20 protein-coding genes are annotated in these 21,175 nt (G+C 63.3%); 9 read left to right on the forward strand and 11 right to left on the reverse strand.

The features are described 5' to 3' along the window. Nucleotide 1 precedes the first annotated feature (1 nt). Entirely contained in the window at nucleotides 2-1,129 is a 1,128-nt protein-coding gene (locus ACT54R_RS18845; RefSeq protein ID WP_332116915.1) for an ABC transporter permease, read from the forward strand. Between the two features lie 306 nt (nucleotides 1,130-1,435). Here ACT54R_RS18845 and ACT54R_RS18850 read toward each other — a convergent pair whose 3' ends face one another. Then, nucleotides 1,436-3,538, reverse strand: coding sequence for a heavy metal translocating P-type ATPase (locus tag ACT54R_RS18850; RefSeq protein ID WP_332116914.1), 2,103 nt, complete (start codon nucleotides 3,536-3,538; stop codon nucleotides 1,436-1,438). A gap of 165 nt (nucleotides 3,539-3,703) precedes the next feature. On the opposite strand from ACT54R_RS18850, the gene ACT54R_RS18855 reads away from it, so the two are divergent. Next, nucleotides 3,704-3,940 (forward strand): hypothetical protein, encoded by a 237-nt coding sequence (locus ACT54R_RS18855; RefSeq protein ID WP_332116913.1) that lies wholly within the window; start codon nucleotides 3,704-3,706, stop codon nucleotides 3,938-3,940. A 466-nt stretch (nucleotides 3,941-4,406) separates the two neighbouring features. On the opposite strand, the gene ACT54R_RS18860 is transcribed toward ACT54R_RS18855, so the two are convergent. From ACT54R_RS18860 to ACT54R_RS18895, 8 genes are all read right to left on the reverse strand, one after another. Next, nucleotides 4,407-4,970, reverse strand: a complete 564-nt coding sequence (locus tag ACT54R_RS18860) for a cytochrome b (RefSeq protein ID WP_332116912.1) — start codon at nucleotides 4,968-4,970, stop codon at nucleotides 4,407-4,409. A gap of 10 nt (nucleotides 4,971-4,980) precedes the next feature. Then, nucleotides 4,981-5,454 carry a DUF411 domain-containing protein gene (locus ACT54R_RS18865; RefSeq protein ID WP_332116911.1) on the reverse strand — a complete coding sequence of 158 codons (474 nt, stop codon included), beginning with the start codon at nucleotides 5,452-5,454 and terminating at the stop codon, nucleotides 4,981-4,983. Nucleotides 5,455-5,510: 56 nt separating this feature from the next. Next, nucleotides 5,511-5,795, reverse strand: coding sequence for a copper-binding protein (locus ACT54R_RS18870; RefSeq protein ID WP_332116909.1), 285 nt, complete (start codon nucleotides 5,793-5,795; stop codon nucleotides 5,511-5,513). A 25-nt stretch (nucleotides 5,796-5,820) separates the two neighbouring features. Further along, nucleotides 5,821-6,318: a cupredoxin domain-containing protein gene (locus tag ACT54R_RS18875; RefSeq protein WP_415453988.1), complete on the reverse strand. Its 498-nt coding sequence runs from the start codon at nucleotides 6,316-6,318 to the stop codon at nucleotides 5,821-5,823. After that, complete coding sequence (locus tag ACT54R_RS18880; RefSeq protein WP_332116906.1) at nucleotides 6,305-7,702, reverse strand: multicopper oxidase family protein; 1,398 nt, start codon at nucleotides 7,700-7,702, stop codon at nucleotides 6,305-6,307. Before ACT54R_RS18880 ends, ACT54R_RS18875 begins: the two co-directional genes overlap by 14 nt. Before the next feature lie 19 nt (nucleotides 7,703-7,721). Next, nucleotides 7,722-9,185, reverse strand: coding sequence for a TolC family protein (locus ACT54R_RS18885; protein ID WP_332117002.1), 1,464 nt, complete (start codon nucleotides 9,183-9,185; stop codon nucleotides 7,722-7,724). Continuing rightward, entirely contained in the window at nucleotides 9,185-9,403 is a 219-nt protein-coding gene (locus ACT54R_RS18890; RefSeq protein WP_332116905.1) for a hypothetical protein, read from the reverse strand. The genes ACT54R_RS18885 and ACT54R_RS18890 overlap by 1 nt, the downstream gene beginning before the upstream one ends. Before the next feature lie 178 nt (nucleotides 9,404-9,581). Next, complete coding sequence (locus ACT54R_RS18895; RefSeq protein ID WP_332116904.1) at nucleotides 9,582-10,040, reverse strand: hypothetical protein; 459 nt, start codon at nucleotides 10,038-10,040, stop codon at nucleotides 9,582-9,584. A 236-nt stretch (nucleotides 10,041-10,276) separates the two neighbouring features. On the opposite strand from ACT54R_RS18895, the gene ACT54R_RS18900 reads away from it, so the two are divergent. From ACT54R_RS18900 to ACT54R_RS18915, 4 genes are all read left to right on the forward strand, one after another. Continuing rightward, nucleotides 10,277-10,672 (forward strand): hypothetical protein, encoded by a 396-nt coding sequence (locus ACT54R_RS18900; RefSeq protein WP_332116903.1) that lies wholly within the window; start codon nucleotides 10,277-10,279, stop codon nucleotides 10,670-10,672. Nucleotides 10,673-10,810: 138 nt separating this feature from the next. After that, on the forward strand, nucleotides 10,811-11,215 hold the full coding sequence (locus tag ACT54R_RS18905) for a FixH family protein (RefSeq protein ID WP_332116902.1): 405 nt from the start codon (nucleotides 10,811-10,813) through the stop codon (nucleotides 11,213-11,215). Continuing rightward, nucleotides 11,212-12,624: an efflux RND transporter periplasmic adaptor subunit gene (locus ACT54R_RS18910; RefSeq protein ID WP_332116901.1), complete on the forward strand. Its 1,413-nt coding sequence runs from the start codon at nucleotides 11,212-11,214 to the stop codon at nucleotides 12,622-12,624. The genes ACT54R_RS18905 and ACT54R_RS18910 overlap by 4 nt, the downstream gene beginning before the upstream one ends. Next, nucleotides 12,621-15,794, forward strand: a complete 3,174-nt coding sequence (locus ACT54R_RS18915) for an efflux RND transporter permease subunit (protein WP_332116899.1) — start codon at nucleotides 12,621-12,623, stop codon at nucleotides 15,792-15,794. The genes ACT54R_RS18910 and ACT54R_RS18915 overlap by 4 nt, the downstream gene beginning before the upstream one ends. Nucleotides 15,795-15,940: 146 nt before the next feature. Here ACT54R_RS18915 and ACT54R_RS18920 read toward each other — a convergent pair whose 3' ends face one another. Next, entirely contained in the window at nucleotides 15,941-16,159 is a 219-nt protein-coding gene (locus ACT54R_RS18920) for a hypothetical protein (RefSeq protein WP_332116898.1), read from the reverse strand. 269 nt (nucleotides 16,160-16,428) lie between these two features. On the opposite strand from ACT54R_RS18920, the gene ACT54R_RS18925 reads away from it, so the two are divergent. The 3 genes from ACT54R_RS18925 to ACT54R_RS18935 all read left to right on the forward strand — a co-directional run bounded on the left by ACT54R_RS18925 (nucleotide 16,429) and on the right by ACT54R_RS18935 (nucleotide 19,973). Further along, nucleotides 16,429-17,928 (forward strand): multicopper oxidase family protein, encoded by a 1,500-nt coding sequence (locus tag ACT54R_RS18925; protein ID WP_332116896.1) that lies wholly within the window; start codon nucleotides 16,429-16,431, stop codon nucleotides 17,926-17,928. Between the two features lie 332 nt (nucleotides 17,929-18,260). Further along, the gene (locus ACT54R_RS18930) at nucleotides 18,261-18,902 is read left to right on the forward strand and encodes a hypothetical protein (protein WP_332116895.1); all 642 of its coding nucleotides are present in this window, start codon (nucleotides 18,261-18,263) and stop codon (nucleotides 18,900-18,902) included. A 3-nt stretch (nucleotides 18,903-18,905) separates the two neighbouring features. Continuing rightward, on the forward strand, nucleotides 18,906-19,973 hold the full coding sequence (locus tag ACT54R_RS18935; RefSeq protein ID WP_332116894.1) for a helix-turn-helix domain-containing protein: 1,068 nt from the start codon (nucleotides 18,906-18,908) through the stop codon (nucleotides 19,971-19,973). A 48-nt stretch (nucleotides 19,974-20,021) separates the two neighbouring features. On the opposite strand, the gene ACT54R_RS18940 is transcribed toward ACT54R_RS18935, so the two are convergent. After that, a complete protein-coding gene (locus ACT54R_RS18940) occupies nucleotides 20,022-21,167 on the reverse strand; it encodes a hypothetical protein (protein WP_332116893.1) in 1,146 nt (381 codons plus the stop codon). Nucleotides 21,168-21,175: the final 8 nt, after the last annotated feature.

The following is a 21,175-nucleotide window of genomic DNA, read 5'->3' on the forward strand; positions in this document are numbered from 1 at the left end:
GATGCGCCAATGGGTCATCAACGTATTTTATTTGGGTCTCAAAGAGATCGCGAGCCTCTTGCGCGACATGGTGATGGTCGGGCTGATCATTTACGTCTTTACGGTTGCTGTTTACACCATGGCGACCGGTCTCAAGACCGAAGTGAATAATGCCAGCGTGGCTGTCGTCGATGCCGACCGCTCAACGCTGTCATCACGCATCAAGGACGCTCTGCAGCCGCCTTACTTCAGCGCACCGCGCGACATCGACCGTTCGGAGGTCGACGAACTCTTGGACAAGGGGTCATATACATTTGTCCTGGAGATACCGCCCCGCCTCGAAGCGGACCTCCTCGCAAATCGTGGTCCTTCGATCCAGATCAACGTCGACGCGACGGCCGTGAGCCAAGCCGCCGTGGGAACAGCCTATATCCAGGAAATCATCTCCCGCGAGGCGGCAGACTTCCTGCACCATCACGGTACGAACGAAGCCGTTCCAATCGAGCCCGTCATCCGCGCCTTGTTCAACCAGAACCTCGAGGCGATCCGCTTCAACGCGAGCATGGACATCATCATGAACGTGACAATGCTCGGGATCGTTCTCGTCGGGGCGGCCGTCATGCGCGAACGAGAGCACGGCACCATCGAACATTTACTGGTGATGCCGGTTCGGCCAAGCGAAATTGCAGCAGCGAAGATCTGGGCAAACGGTCTGATCATCCTACTGGCTGCCGGTCTATCCTTGCATGTTGTCATACAGTTCGTACTCCAGATACCCATCATCGGCTCGGTCGAGCTTTTCCTCGCTGGAACCGCGATCTATCTCTTCGCGGTGACGTCGCTCGGTATTTTGCTGGCGACGATCGCTAACTCGATGCCGCAGTTCGCGCTGCTGGCGATCCCGGTGTTCATCGTCATGTTCCTGCTGTCGGGCACATTCACGCCGTTTGAGAGCATGCCTCCGATCCTGCAGGACATCATGTATGCGGTGCCTTCGACGCACTTTGTGAGATTTGCGCAGTCGATCCTGTATCGAGGCGCCGGGTTTGACGACGTCTGGATCGATTTGATGGTCATGACCGGCTTGGGCGCCGTGTTTCTCGCGGCGGCTCTATCGCGATTCAGGTCGATGCTCGTGCGGCAGTCATGACGTGCCGTTGGCGAATAGCAGAGTCTTGCTTCTTTTCCTGGCCGGCAGGCTCGCTCAGCGCGTCATACTTGGCGTGCGTTCACGTCTAGCAACGCTGCACCCCTCTGTCGACCGAGCTTCTACCTCGGCAGGCGGCAATAGCCTACAGCTGTCCGCGCAGCAAGTAGCATATCACCGAGGACGATCGGACCATCCTCGACTGCGCGACCGGCAAGAACGACTATGTCCGCAGCAAGACTTTGGTGGAGCGCCTAGCCTGGGAGATGGCCAGCGACCGCCCAGGCAATCCGCGGGGCGTGCCCGCCCTTATTTGTGCCGCCTGTAGAAACGCAGGAACTGCGCGTTGATGGCGACGATGATGGTGCTGGCCGACATGAAGATGGCAGCGACGGCCGGGGTCATCAGGAAACCCGTTCCAAAGGTGATGCCGGCCGCCATCGGGATGGCAATTGCATTGTAGCCGGTCGCCCAGATCAAGTTCTGCACCATCTTGCGGTAAGTGGCGCGTGACAGGCCGAGGATCGCGGCCACATCCCGCGGGTCGCTCCGGACCAGGACGACGTCGGCCGATTCCACGGCGACGTCGGTACCGGCGCCGATGGCGATCCCGAGATCGGCCACAACCAGCGCAGGCGCGTCATTCACGCCGTCACCAACCATGGCAACCTGTAGTCCGCGCGCTTGCAACTCCTCGATCTTCTCCGATTTCTGATTCGGCAGCACCTCGGCGAAATACTCTGCCATGCCCAGTTCCTCCGACACCGCTTGCGCGACGCCCTTGGCATCCCCGGTGAGCATTATGGAGTCGATCCCGAGCGTCTTCAGTTCGGCAATGGCCTCCTTTGATTCCGGCCGGACGATATCGGCCAGCGCGAACAGTGCGCGCGGCTCTCCGTCGCGGACGAGGACGACAACCGTCTTGCCCTGAGCCTCCAATTGCTTGAGCCGCTCGTGGGCGATCGCCTTGCCCTGCCTTGCGAGGTGCCCGGGGCTCACGATGCGGATGTCGGCGCCGTCGACCTTTGCGACGATGCCCTCGCCGGTGATGTTGCTGACATCGCTCGCCTTCGCGACGGCCAAGTTGCGAGCTCTCGCCTCGGCGACGATGCCGTGTGCGATCGGATGCTCGGACTGGCTCTCGGCCGCTGCGGCCAGGGCAAGTTCCTCACCTTCGTCATCTCCGGCGAGCAGTACGATATCGCTGACGCCAAACCGGCCTTCCGTCAACGTGCCGGTCTTGTCGAAGACCACCGCGTTCAGATTGCGCGCGCGTTCGAAGGCCGCGCGGTCACGGATCAGAAGTCCGTTTCCGGCGCTGAGCGAGGTGCTGACGGCGACGACGAGCGGAACGGCAAGCCCGAGCGCATGTGGGCAGGCGACGACCATGACCGTCACCATGCGTTCGATCGCGAATTCGAGCGGCGCACCGAGAACGAGCCACCAAACGAAGAGCGTGCCGAAGCCGACGGCGAGAGCGATGTAGGTGAGCCATGAGGCGGCGCGGTTGGCAATGTCCTGCGTCCTGGAGCGCGTCGCCTGTGCCTTCTTAACGAGATCGATAACCTGTGCGAGATAGGTAGCGTCGCCCGTGGCGGTCACCTCGATAGTCACGGCATTGGCGCCGTTGATCGCGCCGCCGATGGCGGTGGCGCCGACCGCCTTGGAGACCGGGCGGGATTCGCCGGTCAGCATCGCTTCGTTGAAGCCGGATGCCCCCTCGATGATCTTCCCGTCCACAGGCACCTTGGCGCCCGGGCGGACGAGAACCCGATCCCCTGGCTGCAATGCGGAGATGGGAACCTCTTGCATCGAGCCGTCGGCGCCGATCTTCGTTGCGCTGTCGGGCAGCAGCCGGACCAGTTCTTCGAGCGCGCGCGACGCACCCATCACGGAGCGCATCTCGACCCAGTGGCCGAGAAGCATGATCGCGACCAAAGTCACGAGCTCCCAATAGAATGGCTCTCCTGGAAAACCGAACGTGGTGGCGGCCGAGAAGAAGTAGGCGGCCGAGATCGCCAGCGCGATCAGGGTCATCATTCCGGGCTGCCCCTTGCGCAGCTCGGATATGAAGCCGGTGAGGAACGGCCAGCCGCCATAGACGTAGACGACCGTGGACAGGCCGAAGAGCACGAGCCCGTCACCAGGAAACGCCAATGTCTCGGCTAAGCCGAGCCAGTGCTGGATCATTGGCGAAAGGAGAAGAACGGGCGGTGTCAGAATCAGCGTGACCCAGAAACGGCGCCGAAAGTCGGCGACCATCGCGCCATGATCATGTCCGGCATGCTCGGAATGGCTGGAACCGGCCGCCGCCACGATCTTGGGATCGGTGTGATGATCGTCCTGCTGCCGGCCACCAGCGTGATCGGCATGACCGCTGTGATCGTGGGCATGTGGCCGGTCGGAGGTCATTCTACGTGATCCTGCTGTTTGTTACGGCCTTCGGGAGACCATGCGCCTTGTGGAATGCTCAACAAAGTTCGGCCCGCGTGCTAGCAACGTGGGCGCTATTTCGTGCCGAGCCTGCTTGGTCGCTGGTTCCCCAAGGCATGTCTTTGATCGAGGTTAAGTTCATTGATGGGCAACGAGGTCATCGATGAAGCTCAATTCCGGCGTCCTGCTCCGACGACCGAGCAGTCGCGGCTTGACGTGTTGGATCGTGCGAGGCCCGCGTGGCGGACGATTGTCGAGACGATGACCCTGTCCGACGGACGGGGAGTCGCCGCGCCGCCCCGTGCGCATGAGGAGCTGGCTTTGCGTATTTCCTCTCAGCGCGAGGCCTTCACCAAAGAACTCACTAAGCTCATGCGGTGAGGCTTCATTGCGCGAAGCGGCCGCGGCCTCGTAGTTAGAGGCAATCAGCTTTCCGGCGCTTGATCGGGAGCAGTTGAGCCGCGCCCTGGCAAAGGGCTCGTCTCAACGCTTTTCCAAGAGAAATCTGCGTTTCACATATAGGACTTGCCACGGGCAGGTGAACCCAGCAGCCTCTTCTGCGGCTGCGGCACGACGTGTCGTTGGACAAGTGCTGCCTGCTGTGGCGCGGGCCCCTCGGATGAGCCTCACGCTGGACGTCCCGGAACCCGTGGCGCGCGCGTTCCCTCCCTGCCAACGTCGGTAAATAGGGATCCGCCATGACAGGTGTTGCGGCAACGATCGCGAGAACGCCATCGGACTTTTCCGCTCTACGCATGATCCTCCTCCCATTGCAGCATGACCCGAGGGTTGGTTGGGCGACATCGCGCATTGGACCGAGGGATCTGTCGCTGCTGGGCAATGGCATTTATTTCGAGGTTCGAAGCCCGACGACCATTCGACGAAGCACCTCGTCGCGTCGGACGAAATGGTGCCAGAGCGCTGCACCGGCGTGAACGACCGCGACAGCGAGCAGCGACCACGTCAGCAACCGGTGGATCGGCGCAAAGGTCGCGCTGTTCACATACATGGCGGCGGTGCCGGTGATCGGCAGCGCGAAGAGCAGGCCGTACAGCAGCGCGTGGCTAACCGCCGACCCCCAGCGCGTGATTCGCGAGGAAGCCGCAGGCAGCGGCGGGACACCGTGGAGATATCTGAGGCCGATACGGGCCACCGCGAAGGCCAGGATAAGCCAACCGCTCCAAGCGTGGACGCGATGCAGGAAGAGGTCGAACGGAGCCGGCTGCATGAAGGCATGCGTCATATGGGTGCGGGCAATGGCCCACGACGTGGGAATCTGTACCAGGCACAGCAGGACCACACCCCAATGCAGGAGCCGCTGGACCAGGGAGTAGCCTGGCGCAGGGCGTGCGATCAGGACCATGCCGGCTTGCCGGTCTACCGTCCGAATGCTCCCCGATTGTTCGTCCATGCCTATGCGCTCAAGTCGAAATCGGGCTGGCGCCGCGGAAGCGCATGAACAGGCTCGGCGGTTGGGAACCAAAAGCCATCACGTCGTAGGTCTCGGGTTCCATTCCGGCGACGTCCATGCCGGGTGATCCCACCGGCATGCCGGCAACGGCAATTCCGCGTACGGACGGCCGGACAGCCAGGAGCCGGGCCAAAGCCGTGGCCGGAACGTGGCCCTCGAGAAGGTAGTCTTCGACCTCGGCCGTGTGGCAGGACCAGAGCGCCGACGGAATCCCAAAGCGAACTTTGATTGCGTTCATCCTCGGCTCCTCGACGATCTTCGTGGGAAAGCCGGCCTTCGCAATGTGGTCGGCCCAAGCGCTGCAGCAGCTGCAGGACGGGTCCTTGTAGACCGTGACCAGAGGTTGGCCAGCGGCCCTGGCAGCCGCTGGCGCAAACAGCGTCGCGCCCGCCAGCAGGAGCATGCGTCTGCGGTCCGTGTTCATCGGGTAATCCTCCGGTGGACGGGGAGCGCTGCGGCGCTCCCCGGGACAATGAGATGTTACATCGCCTTGTCGATCTTAGTGACCGTCAGTCGGCCGCTCACCCGATCGGCCTCGAACTTGACCTTGTCACCCACCTTGACCGCTTTCAGCATGGCCGGGTCGGCAACGGCGAACACCATTGTCATCCCATCCATGTCGAGGTTCTTGATCGGCCCGTGCTTGAGCGTGACCTTGCCTTGGGCCTGGTCGATCTTGGTGATCTGCCCGTCGACCGGCGCGGTTTGCGCCAAGGCGACGGTCGAGAACGCGGAGATCGCTGCTGCTATCATCAGTTTGCGCATGTCTATGCTCCTCTGTTCGGTGCAACTACTTGACGATGATGGTGCCGGACATCCCGGCTTCCCGGTGACCGGGGATGAGGCAGGAGAAGTCGAACTCCCCGGCCTTGGTGAATTTCCAGACGATGTCGCCGGTCTTCTTCGGCGCAAGGCGCTTGGCGTTGGGATCGTCATGCTCCATGTCCGGGTTTTTCATCATCTCGGCCATGTGCTTGAGGTTTTCGTCGAGCGTGCCGACGACGATCTCGTGATCGAGCTCACCATTGTTGCGGATGGCGAACTTGACCTGCTCGCCCTTGCGGATGTCGATCTTGTTCGGGATGAACACCATCTTCCCGTCCGCTTCACGCATGGTGATCTGGACGGTGCGTGCCGGCTTCTTGGGATCTCCGGGCTCGCCATAGGCGCGGTCATCCCCGTGAGAATGACCGGCGTCGGCCAGCGCTGCGGTCGACAGAGTGAGGGCCGCAAGCGCGGCGATCAGGAATCGTGGTTGCACGTAGAACTCCTTCTCAGTGATTGCCATGGGGGGATTGTTTGCCGGGTTTCACGACGGTGAACTCGGCAGTTTTCGTCTTGTCGAACGCGGCGGGAGGCTTGCGTTCGGCTTTTTTCGGTTCGCCCTTCCACTCGAAGGCGACCGTCCCTTCCGGGTGCTTGAACCAGCCCGGATCCTTGTAGTCGCCGGATGCGAGCCCCTCGCGCACCTTGACGACCGAGAACATGCCGCCCATCTCGACCGCCCCGAACTGGGCGAAGCCCGTCATCATCGGCAGGGTGTTGTCGGGCAGCGGCATTTCCATCTCGCCCATGTCGGCCATGCCGGCGGTGCCCATCGGCATGTAGTCCGGCACCAGCTTGCGGACCTTCTTGGCGAACTCCTTCTTGTCGACGCCGATGAAGTTGCGCACGTCGTGACCCATGGCGTTCATGGTGTGGTGCGACTTGTGGCAGTGGATCGCCCAATCGCCGGGCTTGTCGGCGACGAAATCGAAGGCGCGCATCTGTCCGACGGCGCAATCGATGGTGACCTCGGGCCAGGCAGCGCCCTCCGGAACCCAGCCACCATCGGTGCACGACACCTTGAAGTCGTAGCCGTGCATGTGGATCGGGTGGTTCGTCATGGTGAGATTGCCGAACCGGATGCGGACCTTCTCGCCTTTACCGGCAACGATGTGGTCGATGCCGGGGAAGACGCGGCTGTTCCAGGTCCACATATTGAAGTTGGTCATCTCAGCGACCTTTGGCACATAGGTGCCTGGATCGATGTCGTAGGCCGCCATCAGGAACACGAAGTCGCGGTCGACACGCCGGAAGGCGGGGTCCTTCGGATGCACCACGAAGAAACCCATCATGCCCATGGCCATCTGGACCATTTCGTCTGCATGGGGGTGGTACATGAAGGTGCCGCTCTTCTGGAGCTGGAACTCGTAGACGAAGGTCTTGCCCGGCTTGATGTGCGGTTGGGTTAGCCCGCCGACCCCGTCCATGCCGCAGGGCAGCAGTTGCCCGTGCCAATGGATTGTGGTGTGTTCCGGTAGCTTGTTGGTGACGAAGATGCGGACCTTGTCACCCTCGACCGCCTCAATGGTCGGTCCGGGCGATTGGCCGTTATAGCCCCACAGATGGCCGACCATGCCGGGCGAGAACTCGCGCACGACCGGTTCGGCGACGAGATGGAACTCCTTCCAGTCGCCGTTCATGCGCCAGGGCAGGGTCCAGCCATTGAGCGTGACGACGGGCTGGTAGTCCGGCCCGCTCGTCGGAATGAGCGGCGGCTGCATGACCGACTCCTTCATGGTGGCGGCTTCGGGGATCGCAGCCGCTTGGGCGCGGCCCGAGACCGCGCTTGCGCTCACAAGCGCCATGCCACCGGATGCGCCGAGGAAATTTCGACGTGAGATCGTCATGATGTTCTCCCTTTTCCGGTCAGTTCCCGCCGCCTTCGGCGGCCGCGGTTACGACGGAGCCCTCGGCCGAACCGGCTGAGCTGCCTCCGCCGATGATCGCGGTCTCGAAGTCCACGGTGGCGATGAAGAAGTCCCGCTTGGCGGCGATCGCGGCGACGTTGGTGGCGATGCTTTCCCGCGCCGTCGTTAGAAGCTCGAAGACGTCGATCAGCATGCCGTTGTATTCGAGCAGGGCCTGCTCGTTGATCGTCCGGCGCAGCGGCAGAATGCTGTTCTGATACTGGCGGGCAATGTCGTAGCTGCCGCGATAGGTGAGATAGGCCGCGCGCGCTTCCGAGCGCACGTTCACTGCTTTTTCCATCAGGCGGTTGACCGCCTGCATGTAAGTCTCCCGCGATCGGCGCACATTGACTTCGCCGCCATCGAAGATCGGGATCTGGATTTCGAGCTCGAAGCCGCGCGGCGACGAGCTCTCCCGCACACCGTCCACGGTTGATCGCTCGTAGTTGCCGCGCCAGGCACCATCGAGCATGGAGATGAACCGCGTCGCCTCGGTCAGCCCAAGGGTCTTGGCCATGGCGTCGAGCTCGAGGCGCGCCGCGATGAGATCGACGCGCTTTCGAATGGCATCGGCCTCGACCTGCTGTGCCGTCTGGATGCGGGGCATGCCCGGGAGTTGTCCTGGCAATCTGTAGTCGGCGTCGGCCCCCCACAGGCCGAGCATGCGGGTCAGGCCCTCGCGGTCCGTGCCGACCTTCAAACGAGCCTGGGCAAGCTCATTCGACACCTCGGCGTAGAAGGCGCTCGCGCGCGCCTGGTCGAGTTTCTTCGCGGCGCCGGTCTCCCCCAGCTTGCGCGTGAGGTCGGCAGCTGCGTCGGCCGAGACCCGCGCCTGTTCGAGGAACGACGCCGTCTGCCGCGAAGCCACGGCGCGGTAGTAGGCACGGCGTGTCTCCGCGGCGGTGCGGAAGGTTGCCTCGATCGCCTTCTGTCGGGCGGCTTCGAACTGCGTCCTGGCGATGTCGCTGCGGGCCGGTAGCGTCAGGAGCGCCAGGATATTGGCGACCACGCGACGTTCGATATCCAGTGAGCCGCCGGTGGAGAGCCGCTCGACCCCGATGACCGGGTTCGGCGGCAAGCTAGCCTCGACGAAGGCGGCCTCGGAAATGCCGAGCGCATTGTACTCGGCCTGAAGACCCCGGTTGTTGATGAGCGCGAGCTGGACGGCGCCGTCCGCGGTCAAGGGTTTGGTCAAGAGCGCCTTGACGCGGCTTTGGACCGCGGACGCCTCGGCCGATGACGCGATCTTCACGGTGTCCTTGCCGATCGCGGCCGAGACCTTCGCCGACACCGGGCTCATGCCACCATCCGGCGTGAATGTTACGCAGCCACCCAGCGTCGCGGCGATGGCGCCGATCGCGACGAGCCGCCTCCAAGGCACTGCAGGAAGAGGCTTCGCCTGGCTGTCGATTGTGAGCACCATCATTCGCCCCCTGCCTTGGGAGCGACACGCTCATTGCGCTCGATCCAGGGTTTCGGATCGACCGGACGGTAGTCGACCGTTCCCGCGGTGACGGGCGCGTAGCGCAATGGCTTCACGCTCGAACTCGCGTCGGACGGGCTGGGACCCACCTCAATCACAGGTGGTCCGGAACATGCGGACAGGACGACGGCGAAAGCCGTCAGGAAGACAGGTTTCATGGAGATCCTCGGAATCGGCCCAGTCGGTCCGAGCGGCATGGCCGCGCGGCATCGAACAGCGATCTTCAGCGGCTGCGGAGGCGCAGCAGCGAAAGCCGTCGGCAGAAACCCGAAGACGGAAACGGAGACGGATCTTGTCCGTCAGCGATCAGAGGTCGTGAAGGGAGTCGGCCGACGATCAGACGTCGGCGGATCTCGGCGGGCGCTCAAGGCGCGTCGCGGACGATCCCTTTACACCCGCCTCAAGCGACGGATGATCGATGGTCCGGACAAAAGCGATGATCGCCATAGCGCATCCGCTGGCCGGAATTGCAGTGTGGCACGCCATAGCACAGCACGAGGTAGATGCGTCGCCAGGCTGATGTTTGGCTGCGCAGGCCGAACCGTCCGCTTCCAGACAAGCGGAATTCTGGACCAGGTCGCTGTCGCCGTGCTCATGCGGTCCGCTGGAATGGCTGGCCTCGATCGGCGCGTGGTGCCCTTTCCCGCCGCTCGACACCATCAAGCTGCTCGCAATGCCCCAGCCCGTGCTTGTCACCGAAAAGGCGAGCACGGTCAAAAGAATCACGAATGAGCGAAGCGTCTGCATCATATTGCGTCGCAAAATACGGGTGACGCTGCGATTGGCAAGGACCATTTTGGCGTCACATGAAAAAACTCCGTTGCTGGTGTTCGGCAGTCACACCAATTTTCCCGCAAGGCTTCCGCTGTTGAACTCTGCACTGGCAAGGCGAAGTGTTAGGCGGCTTAGGATGACTCGCCAGCTATTTGCACGATTCTGATACGAGGACAGCCGACATTGCAGCGGCCTCTGCCGAGAACGTGAACGCATTGATCTTCCGCCGATCAAGACAATGTGAGATTTAGGATGTGATGAACCGGCTCTGGCTTTTTCGACTGCTCTCGATCCTGGCGATCGTGGGTATGGTCGCCGCCCCCATGGCTGCACCTGCGGGTGCCGGCATGATGGAGGCTGTATCGATGGCAGAGCCATCGGATATGGCGATGTCGGCTATGGACCTGTCGGATACAGCGATGTCCGACGACATGCCGTGCTGCCCCACCCAACAGCAGCAACAGACCCCAGATTGCGGCAAGGCGACCTGCCCGTCGATGGCGCTCTGCCTTGCCAAGTGCTTCTCGAGCGGACCGCTGCCAGCCGTTGTGCGGTCATTGACGATGCGCGCGGGCAAGCCGTTCGGCCTGAAGGCCGACACCCAGCTCGCCAGCCTGGCGCCCCCACCACTGATGCGACCTCCGCGAGTCTAGGTCTCAGCGCTGGCCTAAAGGGCCGGTGGATCGTCGTGCAGCCTGGGCGCTGCGACGATCTCGCGCGCAGCCATGCGCTGCCGCGCGCCACTCCGCCTTTCCGGTGGATCTGACACACTGAGACTCCAGGAACGACACATGATCACGTTCAATTCCGCGCGCGCCCTTGGCGGCGCGCTCCTCGGCCTGTCGTTGGCCGTACCTCTGACGTCCGCCTTCGCTGCCGCGAGCGACTATGAATTCCAGCTCGTCCAGACGGATATCAAGAAAGGCGACGCCCTCATTGCTGTCCGCCTGATCAACAAGAAGACTGGCAAGCTCGTGCCGGACGCCGTCATCTTCGCCACCCGGCTCGATATGGCACCCGAGGGCATGCAGGAGATGGCGACCAAGGTGACGCCGATACCCGGCGCGGAGCCGGGGACCTACCAGCTCAAGGCCAATCTCAGCATGGCCGGCGGCTGGCAGCTCTCGCTCGGCGCCAAGGTGCAGGGCGAGGCCGATACGGTCGAGAGCAAGCTGGTTCTCAAGGCACTCCCATGAGACCCCGGATCGCTTCGGCGGTCCTCACCCTCGCCGCCCTGACGGCGGCGGGGGCCGGGGGATATTACGCCGGTCGCCATGAGCTCCGATTGCCGGACCTCGAGGCGCTTCCACTTCCGTCCGCCCGAGCCGCGCAGGCAGTGTCGGGACCAGTGATCTATTACCGCGACCCCGACGGCAAACCGTTCTACGCCGCCGAGCCGCGCAGGACCGCGGATGGGCGTGCCTTTCTGCCGGTCCATGCCAGCGAGGATGTCAGCTTCGAAGACGCGCAGGCGGACGTGTCCGCAGGCCCGGGAGCGGCAGCACCTAAGCGCGTCCTCTACTACCGCAACCCGATGGGCCTGCCCGACACCTCGCCGGTGCCGAAGAAAGATTCCATGGGGATGGACTACATCCCGGTCTACGCGGGCGAGGACGAGGACGGGAGCACCGTCAGGATCAGCCCCGGTAAGCTGCAACGCACCGGCGTGCGCTCGGAACCCGTGCAGCAGCGCGTCCTTTCGGCTCCCATCCGGGGCTCCGGAACGATCCAGCTCGATGAACGGCGGATCGTCGTCGTGGCCGTGCGCTCCGACGCCTTCGTGGAGAACGTGTCCGAAGTGACGACGGGCGACCGGGTGAAAAAGGGCCAGGCCCTCCTGCGCCTCTATTCGCCCGAGGTTACCGCGGCCGGCGCGCTCTATCTGACCGATCTCAACGGCGCCGGGCGCGACGCCCTCGCCGGCGGCGCGCGCCTTCGCCTTGAAAACCTCGGTGTTCCGGCGGACGCGATCGCCGAGATAGAACGCCAGCGCAAGGTTCCCCGCTTGATCACCTGGACTGCTCCGCGCGACGGTGTCGTGCTTGAGCGCAATGCCGTCGAGGGCATGAAGGCCGCTCCCGGAGACGTCCTGTTCCGACTTGCGGATGTTTCCATTGTCTGGGCGCTGGTCGATGTCGCCGAGCGCGATCTGCCGATGATCGCGCTCGGGCAGCCCGTCACGGTGCGCGCTCGCGGCTTCGTCGACCGGGTATTCGCCGGCAAGGTCGCGATGATCTATCCGCAGGTCAACAAGGAGACGCGCACCACCCGCGTGCGCGTCGAACTCGCCAATCCCGACGGGATCCTGCGCCCCGACATGTATGTCGATGCCGACATCGCCACCGGCGCCGCAGCCTCGGTCGTCACCGTGCCAGCGAGCGCCGTGATCGACAGCGGCATGCGCCAGGTCGTGATCATCGACAAGGGGGAGGGCCGCTTCGAGCCTCGTCCGGTCAAGCTCGGCCGCCGGGACACGGACTACGTCGAGATCCGGGACGGCGTCGCGGCGGGCGACAAGGTCGTCGTCGCGGCGAACTTCCTCATCGATGCTGAAAGCAACCTCAAGGCGGCACTAAGCGGCCTCAACGGCGGGGATCCCAAATGATCGGTCGCCTCATCGCCTGGTCCGCGCGAAATGTGATGCTTGTCCTGATCGGTGCGGTCTTCGCCGTCGCGGCCGGCGTCTACGCCATCAGGACCTCGCCGCTCGATGCCATCCCAGACCTCTCGGACGTGCAGGTCATCGTCTATACCGAGTATCCCGGCCAAGGGCCGCAAGTCGTGGAGGACCAGGTCACCTATCCGCTGACAACAGCGATGCTGACGGTGCCGAAGTCGAAGGTGGTGCGCGGCTTCTCCTTCTTCGGCGTCTCCTTCGTCTATGTGATCTTCCAGGACGGCACCGATCCCTATTGGGCGCGCAGCCGCGTCCTGGAATTCTTGAATGCCACGGCACAACGCCTACCGCAGGGCGTGACGCCCAGCCTCGGCCCCGATGCGACTGGCGTCGGCTGGGTCTACCAATATGCCGTCCTCGCCAAGGATCGCACGCTGGCGGAGCTGCGCTCGCTTCAGGACTGGACCATCCGCTACGGCGTCGCCAAGGCGGAAGGCGTCGCCGAGGTCGCCAGCGTCGGCGGCTTCGTCAAGCAATACAATATCGTCGTCGACCCGCAGCGACTGCGCTCCTTCGGCATCCCGCTTCAGAAGATCCGCGAGGCCGTCCGGGCGAGCAACATGGACACGGGCGGCCGCTCGGTGGAGCTCTCGGAGTTCGAGTTCATGGTCCGCGGCCGAGGCTACCTCAGGGGCATCGGCGATCTCGAGCAGATCGTGCTCAAGAGCGACGGCGGGACGCCCGTGCTCCTGCGCGATGTCGCCCATATCGAGCTCGGCCCCGACGAGCGGCGCGGCATCACCGAGCTCAACGGCGAGGGCGAGGTGGCGAGCGGCATCATCTTGCAGCGCTTCGGCGCGAACGCGCTCGACGTCATCGACAACGTCAAGGGCCGCCTCGCCGAGATCATGCCGAGCCTGCCCAAGGGCACGGAGATCGTCCCGGTCTATGACCGCTCGCAGCTCATCGACGCCGCGATCGAAACGCTGAAGGGAACGCTCATTGAGGAGAGCGTCATCGTAGCGCTGGTGTCGATCGTGTTCCTCCTGCACGTCCGCAGCGCGCTGGTGGCGATCCTGATGTTGCCGGTCGGCGTGCTGATGGCCTTCGTGGCGATGAAGCTGCTCGGCCTCGGCTCCAACATCATGAGCCTTGGCGGCATCGCCATCGCCGTCGGCGCCATGATCGACGCCGCCATCGTGATGATCGAAAACGCTCACAAGCATCTTGAGCGGGCGCCGCCCGACAAGCCCCGCGTCGAGGTTCTGATTGAGGCGGCCAGGGAAGTCGGCCCGGCGCTGTTTTTCAGCCTGCTGATCATCACCGTCTCGTTCCTGCCGATCTTCACGCTCGAATCGCAGGAGGGTCGCCTGTTCGGGCCGTTGGCCTTCACCAAGACCTTCTCGATGGCGGCGGCCGCGCTGCTCTCATTGACGCTCGTGCCGGCGCTGATGGTGATCTTCGTCCGGGGGCGGATCGTCCCGGAGCACAAGAATCCGATCAACCGCTTCCTGATCTTTATCTACCGGCCGGTCATCCGCGGCGTGCTCAAGGCCAAGACGCTGACGATCCTCGTCGCGCTCGCGGCGCTCGGCGCCTCCTGGTGGCCCGCCACGCAGCTCGGTTCGGAGTTCATGCCGAATCTGAACGAGGGCACGCTGATGTACATGCCCACGACTTTACCGGGCATCTCGGTCACCAAGGCCGCTGACCTTCTCCAGACGCAGGACCGCATCATCAAGTCCTTCCCCGAGGTCGAGACGGTCTTTGGCAAGGCCGGGCGCGCACTGACGGCGACCGATCCGGCGCCGACCGAGATGTTCGAGGCCATCATCAACCTGAAGCCGAAGGATCAATGGCGGCCGGGCGTAACCATCGACAGCCTAAAGGCCGAGATGGATGCCGCGCTCCAGTTCCCCGGCGTCTCCAATGCCTGGACCATGCCGATCCGCGCCCGCATCGACATGCTCTCGACCGGGATCCGCACCCCCGTCGGCATCAAGGTGTTCGGCACGGACCTGACGCAGATGCAAGCCGTGGCGCGCCAGATCGAGGCCGTGGTCAAGAAGGTTCCCGGCACGTCGAGCGCCTATGCCGAGCGGGTGATCGGCGGCTACTATCTCGATATCGTCCCGGATCGGAGTTCACTCGCGCGCTACGGGCTCATGATCGGCGACGTGCAGGACGTGATCGGGACGGCGCTCGGTGGCGATGCCGTCACCACGGCGGTCGAGGGGCGCGAGCGCTATAGCGTCAACATCCGCTATCCGCGCGACTTCCGCAGCGATCCGTCCTCGATCGCCAGCAATGTGCTGGTGCCGTTGCCGAACGGAGGGACCGTGCCGCTCGGCGAGGTCGCCAAGGTCGAGCTCACCCGGGGCGCCACCTCGATCCGTACGGAGAACGGCCAGCTAGCTATCTACATCTATGTCGACATCCTCGGCCGCGATCTTGGCGGATATGTCGCCGATGCGCAGCGCGCGGTCGCCGGCCAGGTCGTGTTCCCGGCCGGGACCTATGTCTCCTGGAGCGGCCAATTCGAATATCTGGAACGGGCGGAGGCGCGCCTGAAGATCGTCGTGCCGGTCACGCTGCTGATCATCTTCCTGCTGCTCTATCTGAACTTCCGCCGGATCACCGAGACCCTGATCGTGATGCTGTCGCTGCCGTTCGCCCTGGTCGGGGGGCTCTGGCTGATGTGGTGGCTCGACTTCAACATATCGGTCGCGGTCGCGGTCGGCTTCATCGCGCTCGCGGGTGTCGCCGCCGAGACCGGTGTGATCATGCTGATCTACCTCGACCACGCCTGGAGCGAGGTCGGCACGAAGGTCGCGGCAACAGGCCGGAGCCTGACGCGCGCCGACCTCCATCACGCGATCATGGAGGGCGCCGTCGAGCGCGTGCGGCCCAAGATGATGACGGTGGTCGCCATCATGGCGGGCCTGATCCCGATCCTGTGGAGCACCGGAGCCGGCTCCGAGATCATGCAGCGGATCGCCGTCCCGATGATCGGCGGCATGGTCTCCTCGACACTGCTGACGCTGATCGTGATCCCGGCCATCTACGGCCTGGTCAAGGGATGGGGGCTGCCGTCAGCCGCTGCGGCCTCCGACGCCGCGAGGCCAGAGTCTGTCGCCAGCCGGCTCGCCGCCGAATGAGACGTGCAACGGGGGCGGGATCGGCGGCCCCGGCCAATAGCCCTCCCAAAGGGACAAGTTCTCGTGACGAGAGAACGCCTCAGAGAGGCCATTGATGTGGGTCAAGGTGGAATTGTGCGGAGCGTGCTTTCTTGAGGAGGCAGGGATCAGGCATGAGCGTCAGGTTGCAGACGGTGGGATGGATGAGAGCGTTGCTGGCCTTTCTGGTCGCGATCGCGCTGCTCGTTGCGCCTGTCGCCAGCGCGCAGGCCATGCCGTGTCACGACCTTGTCCGGCACGAGCAAGCAACCGTCGTGGAAAGCGGCCAGCCTCAGGCCGCCATCAGCGGCGGTGGCCTCCAAGGTCATTCTCACGCTGTCGACCATGCGCTCTGTTGCAGTAGCGCATGCGCATCCTGTGTCGTGGCCCTTGCCGCACCAGGTCCGACTGTCCCGAAGCGCATCGTGCTCCCTGCGCGTTACGCACAGCGTGATGAAATCGTCGCCGGCCTGGCCTTTCCACCCACCCTCGGTCCTCCTCGAACCCGCACCTGATCGGACCTGACCTGATGCTCCGCGGACATCGGGTCGCTCGATGCGCATTCGCATGATCAGTCAGCCGGCCTGCTACCGGCAAGGGAACAAGGACCCACACCATGAATCGTCGTCATTTTCTGAACCGGATGATGGCCGGAGCGGCCGCATTCGGCACCTCGGCTGCCTTTCATCCAATCAACGCCTGGGCGCAGGCCGCACCCGATGCCGCCCCGCCCATGTCAAACTCCACACCGCGCCCGCTTGGCGTGGTCGGTCGGACCATCGAGGTCAACGGCAAGGCCGCGCGCGTGTTCGGACTTGCCCAGCCGGACGGCACATCGGGCCTGACGCTGGATGCCGGGAGCAGCTTCGACGTCGCCCTCTCCAACCGGATCGGTGAGCCGACGCTGATCCATTGGCATGGCCTGACACCGCCTTGGACGATGGACGGCGTGCCGGACAATCCCGCCGCGCTTCTGGGGGCCTCCGAAACGCGCCGCTACACCTTCCCGGTCGGCGCCGGAGGCACGCACTGGATGCACGCTCATACGCTGCAGGAGCAGAATCTGCTGGCGGCGCCGCTGATCGTGCGGACCGCCGCCGACCGGCAGCGGGACGAGCAAGAGGTGGTGATCCTGCTGCACGACTTCTCGTTCACGCCTGCGGAAGAACTGCTCGCCAAGCTCAAAGGAAGCCTTGCCGCCGGCGCCATGCCGATGGATCACGGCGCGATGGGCCAAACCGATACGATGAAGGGCATGGCCGGCATGATGGCCTCCGGCGCGACGGGCCAGATGCAAGGCATGCCGGGCATGGCGATGGATCTCAACGACATCGACTATGACGCCTACCTCGCCAATGACCGCACGCTGGGTGACCCCGAGGTCGTCGCCGTCGACAAGGGCGGCCGGGTGCGGCTGCGGATCATCAACGGCGCGACGGCGACCGCCTTCACCATCGATACCGGAAGCCTCAGCGGGGAACTGATCGCGGTCGACGGTCAAGCCGTCCAGCCGGTCGCGGGTCGGTCATTTCCGATTTCCATGGGCCAGCGCCTGGATATTCGGCTGGCGCTGCCGAAGGCGGGCGGCTCGTTTCCGATCCTCGCCCTGCGCGAGGGAAGCGCCGAGCGCGCGGGGATCATCCTGGCATCCGCTGGCGCGACGATCGCCAAGATTCCGGTGCTCGGAGAGGCCAAGGGACCGGTGCTCGGGCTCGACCTCGAGCAGAGGCTGCGCGCTGTCGAACCGCTCGCGCAGCGTCCTGCCGACCGCCGCTTCGCGCTCACCCTCACCGGCAATATGGCGGACTATAGCTGGGGTATCGGAGGGGGCGACGCGCTGCGGATCAAGCGGGGAGAGCGCGTTGAGCTCGCATTGGCGAACATGTCGATGATGGCTCACCCGATGCATCTGCACGGCCACGCATTCCAGGTGGTCGGCGTTAACGGCAAGACGCTCGGCGGCGCGCTGCGCGACACTATTCTCCTCCCGCCGATGGCTCGCGTGACCGTTACCTTCGACGCGGACAATCCCGGACGCTGGCCACTCCACTGCCACCACCTGTACCACATGGCGACCGGCATGATGACGTTCGTCGCTTATGAGGGCGTCGGCTGAAACCGGGAAGCCGTTCACCGGCGCGATCATCGCGATCGTTGGCCGCCCCCTCCTTCGCGGGGATGATCTCCGCGATCGAACGCGCTCCGCTGCACCCCCATCGGCAGGTGGTGCAGCGAGGGCCGGTACCTGAAGCCACTATCTTTCGTGAACGACCAGCTCAATGCGTGCATCGGCATCGGCGGCAGCCAGGACTGCCCGGTATTATTATATTCTTGGCGGCCTCCCTCTTTCGGCCATCCCCCGGGTCCAACCACCCAACTAAGACGGTTGCGCGCGATAATTTTTTCCTCCACAAATGAGGAGAGGAAAATTATCGCGGGAGCGATTCGATGGCTGCGGTTCGCGTGCTTGCCGATCATCCTGAAGTTGATGCTCGCCTCGCCGAGTTCGGTGTCGCGCGTCAGGCGCTGCTCGAGGTCGTGCGCGGCGTGGTCGCTGCGCGTGCCGACGCGATCGCCGATGATCCCGCTTCTGCAGAGGGGCTGCTCGCCTACATCTACGGCACCCGATATGTGCGGCAACTTTTCCGGGCAATCGGCTGGGTCAATTATCGCGAGAACAACGTCGAATCCGTCAAGCATCCGGATAGCCCCCTTAAGGTGGTCTATCAAAGTGTCGACCTTGCCGCCGACAAGTTGCACAAGCCGCAAGCGGTTTCCGGGAAAGGCTCCGGCGCCGACCGTATCATTGCGGTGGGACAGGCCGGGCTGTTCCCCGAGGAAGAGATGTCAGCGGCGCGGGATCAGGGGCTGGCGGAGCTCCGGACCGGCGTATGGTTCTTCTGCGTGTCGGTTCAAGGTGACGATGTTCGCGCCGAGCTGTCGCTGCCTTCACGTATTTCCGGCGGCAATTTCGAGGGCTTTATCGAGCGCATCTTCATCCTCGGTGGTGGTGAATGGCCGGCGGATGCCATCCTTGATAGCGATCGTCCGGATGGCATCGAGTTCGAGCCTGCTGTTTTGCGTCGCTAGGCCATGTTCAACATTGGCAGAATGGAGCTCGCGCGGAAGCGGCAGCGGTTGACCGCCAAGGCTCTCGCTGAGCGGGCCGGCATATCGCCGGTCACCCTGTCGCGTGTCGTCAACGGGCAGCAGGTTCCGGATGAAGACACGGTCGACGGCTTGGTGCGCGCGCTAGGATTCCCGCGGGAGTTCTTCTTCCGGGACGACGCGGCGCCGATCAGCGCTGATGCCGCCAGCTTCCGGAGCCTCACGGCGATGTCGGCGCGAGAGCGCGATGCGGCGCTCGCCGCCGGCTCACTGGCCTTCGAGATGTCAGCCTGGGTGCGGGAAAGGTTCGTTCTGCCGGAGCCAGACTTGCTCGACCTCAGCCATGAACGCGATCCCGCTGGCGCCGCGCGTGCGCTGCGCCAGCATTGGGCGATCGGCGAGCGGCCGATCTCGCATATGATCAAGCTGCTTGAGACGAAGGGCGTTCGCGTCTTCTCGCTGGCCGAGAACACGAAGAATGTGGATGCCTTTTCCTGTTGGCATGATGGCGAGCCGTATGTCTTCCTCAACACCTTCAAGACCACAGAGCGCAGCCGGTTCGACGCCGCTCATGAGCTGGCGCACCTCGTCCTGCACAAGCACGGCGGTCCCAATCAAGGGCGCGCCGCCGAGCTCGAGGCACATGCATTTGCATCGTCGTTCCTGATGCCTCACGACGACGTCGTGGCGACGATCCCATTCGTCCGAGGCCTCGATCAATTGGTGCTCGCAAAGAAGCGGTGGGGCGTGTCCGTAGCGGCACTCGCGCACCGGCTCCACCGGATCGGCCGGATTTCCGATTGGAATTACCGAACCTTCTGCATCCAGATAAACAAGCGGTTTGGCACGAACGAACCTGACGGTCTCCCGCCGGAGCGATCTGCAATATGGCACCGTGTCCTCACGGAGCTTTGGCGGGAAGGCGTGACACGCCGGCACGTTGCGACCCGACTGGATATCCCCGAGGCAGAACTCGACAATCTGCTGTTCGGGCTTACCGGCGATGTGAAACCGCCATCCGTCGGCGGTTCGTCTCTCCGGCTAGTTCGGTGATTGTGCCTAGGGGGTTAAGTCTCCGAGATATCACGATTGGAAAAACGATCACGGTTGCTCGCTCACCGAACTTTCGGATGCATCACCTGTCCCGACATTGATCTCCATAAATGGAATGTCGAGCAAACTATCAAAATCGACGGGTTCGGTGAGATATCGGAAACCCCACGGGCTTAGAAGGAGCAGGCTTCTCCGAGCCGGTTGCTCGAAACGAGGATCCCACAGTCCGTCACGCTCGACTTGTTCCAAGAGTTTGAGCATTCGATCCTCGGGCAAAACAATCTCGTTAGGCGCGAACCCGGCATCCCACATGTAAGCAAGAAATTCCGCAGGCTGTCCGGCGGTTTGAGCCGTAAACACCGCCAATACCTTCCCGCCAAGCTGACCATTGATCGCTTCCTGTCGTTGAAATTCGGGCGTTGTTACCGGGGCTGGCGCTGAACCGGATATTGAGAATGTGTGCCGCTCGGGATCGGCATGGATAGTCCAGGGTGCTGGAAAATTTGCACTAAAGCGGCCGATGATTGTACGTGCCGGATGAAAAGAGCGGGTGGCTTCGGACATATAGGATCTATGGATGTCAAAAAAGCCAACGCCTTTTGTAAGAGCCACATTGACCTCATCGAAAGTCAGCCGAGTCGCATGACCGCCGTTACGACGCCTGAGACGCAAGCCATCCTCCCAAATAACGTAATCGGCATGATAAATGCCATTACGAATATCGTCTCTAAAGGCCTCTTCCAGCACCAATGCAAGACCCGGCATGCCAATCGCATGCGCAGTTCTAGCTAGATCTCTGAACGTCGCATTTGCATTCGGCCCAATGACCCTAGAGGGTTGCCGCCTTACTCGAACAAGTTCTTGAAATGGCCAAAGCAAATAAGGTTTTAGCGTGACAATCCCCATCATATTCTTGAGGGTCTCATAGACGCCGCCCGCCTCAGCGAGCTGACAATAGAGAAACAGCAGGATACGAATTTCGGCCTTCGACCGTGGGCGGCTGTGTGCGGGGTGAGCGGAGATTTCCTCGAACACTTCGTGCGCTGTGATCGTAGTAGCCCAGCCGGCGTCCTGCATGCCGCGGAATTCTCCGCCGAGCGAAGCGGCAAAGTCGAGTTCGTTGATTCTCCGTGCGAACGCCAACAGATATGAAAGATGTCGGGATAATTTCCTGAGATAAATCTGCGCTTCCATAATTAGTT

Source organism: Xanthobacter sp. DMC47, assembly GCF_056313845.1.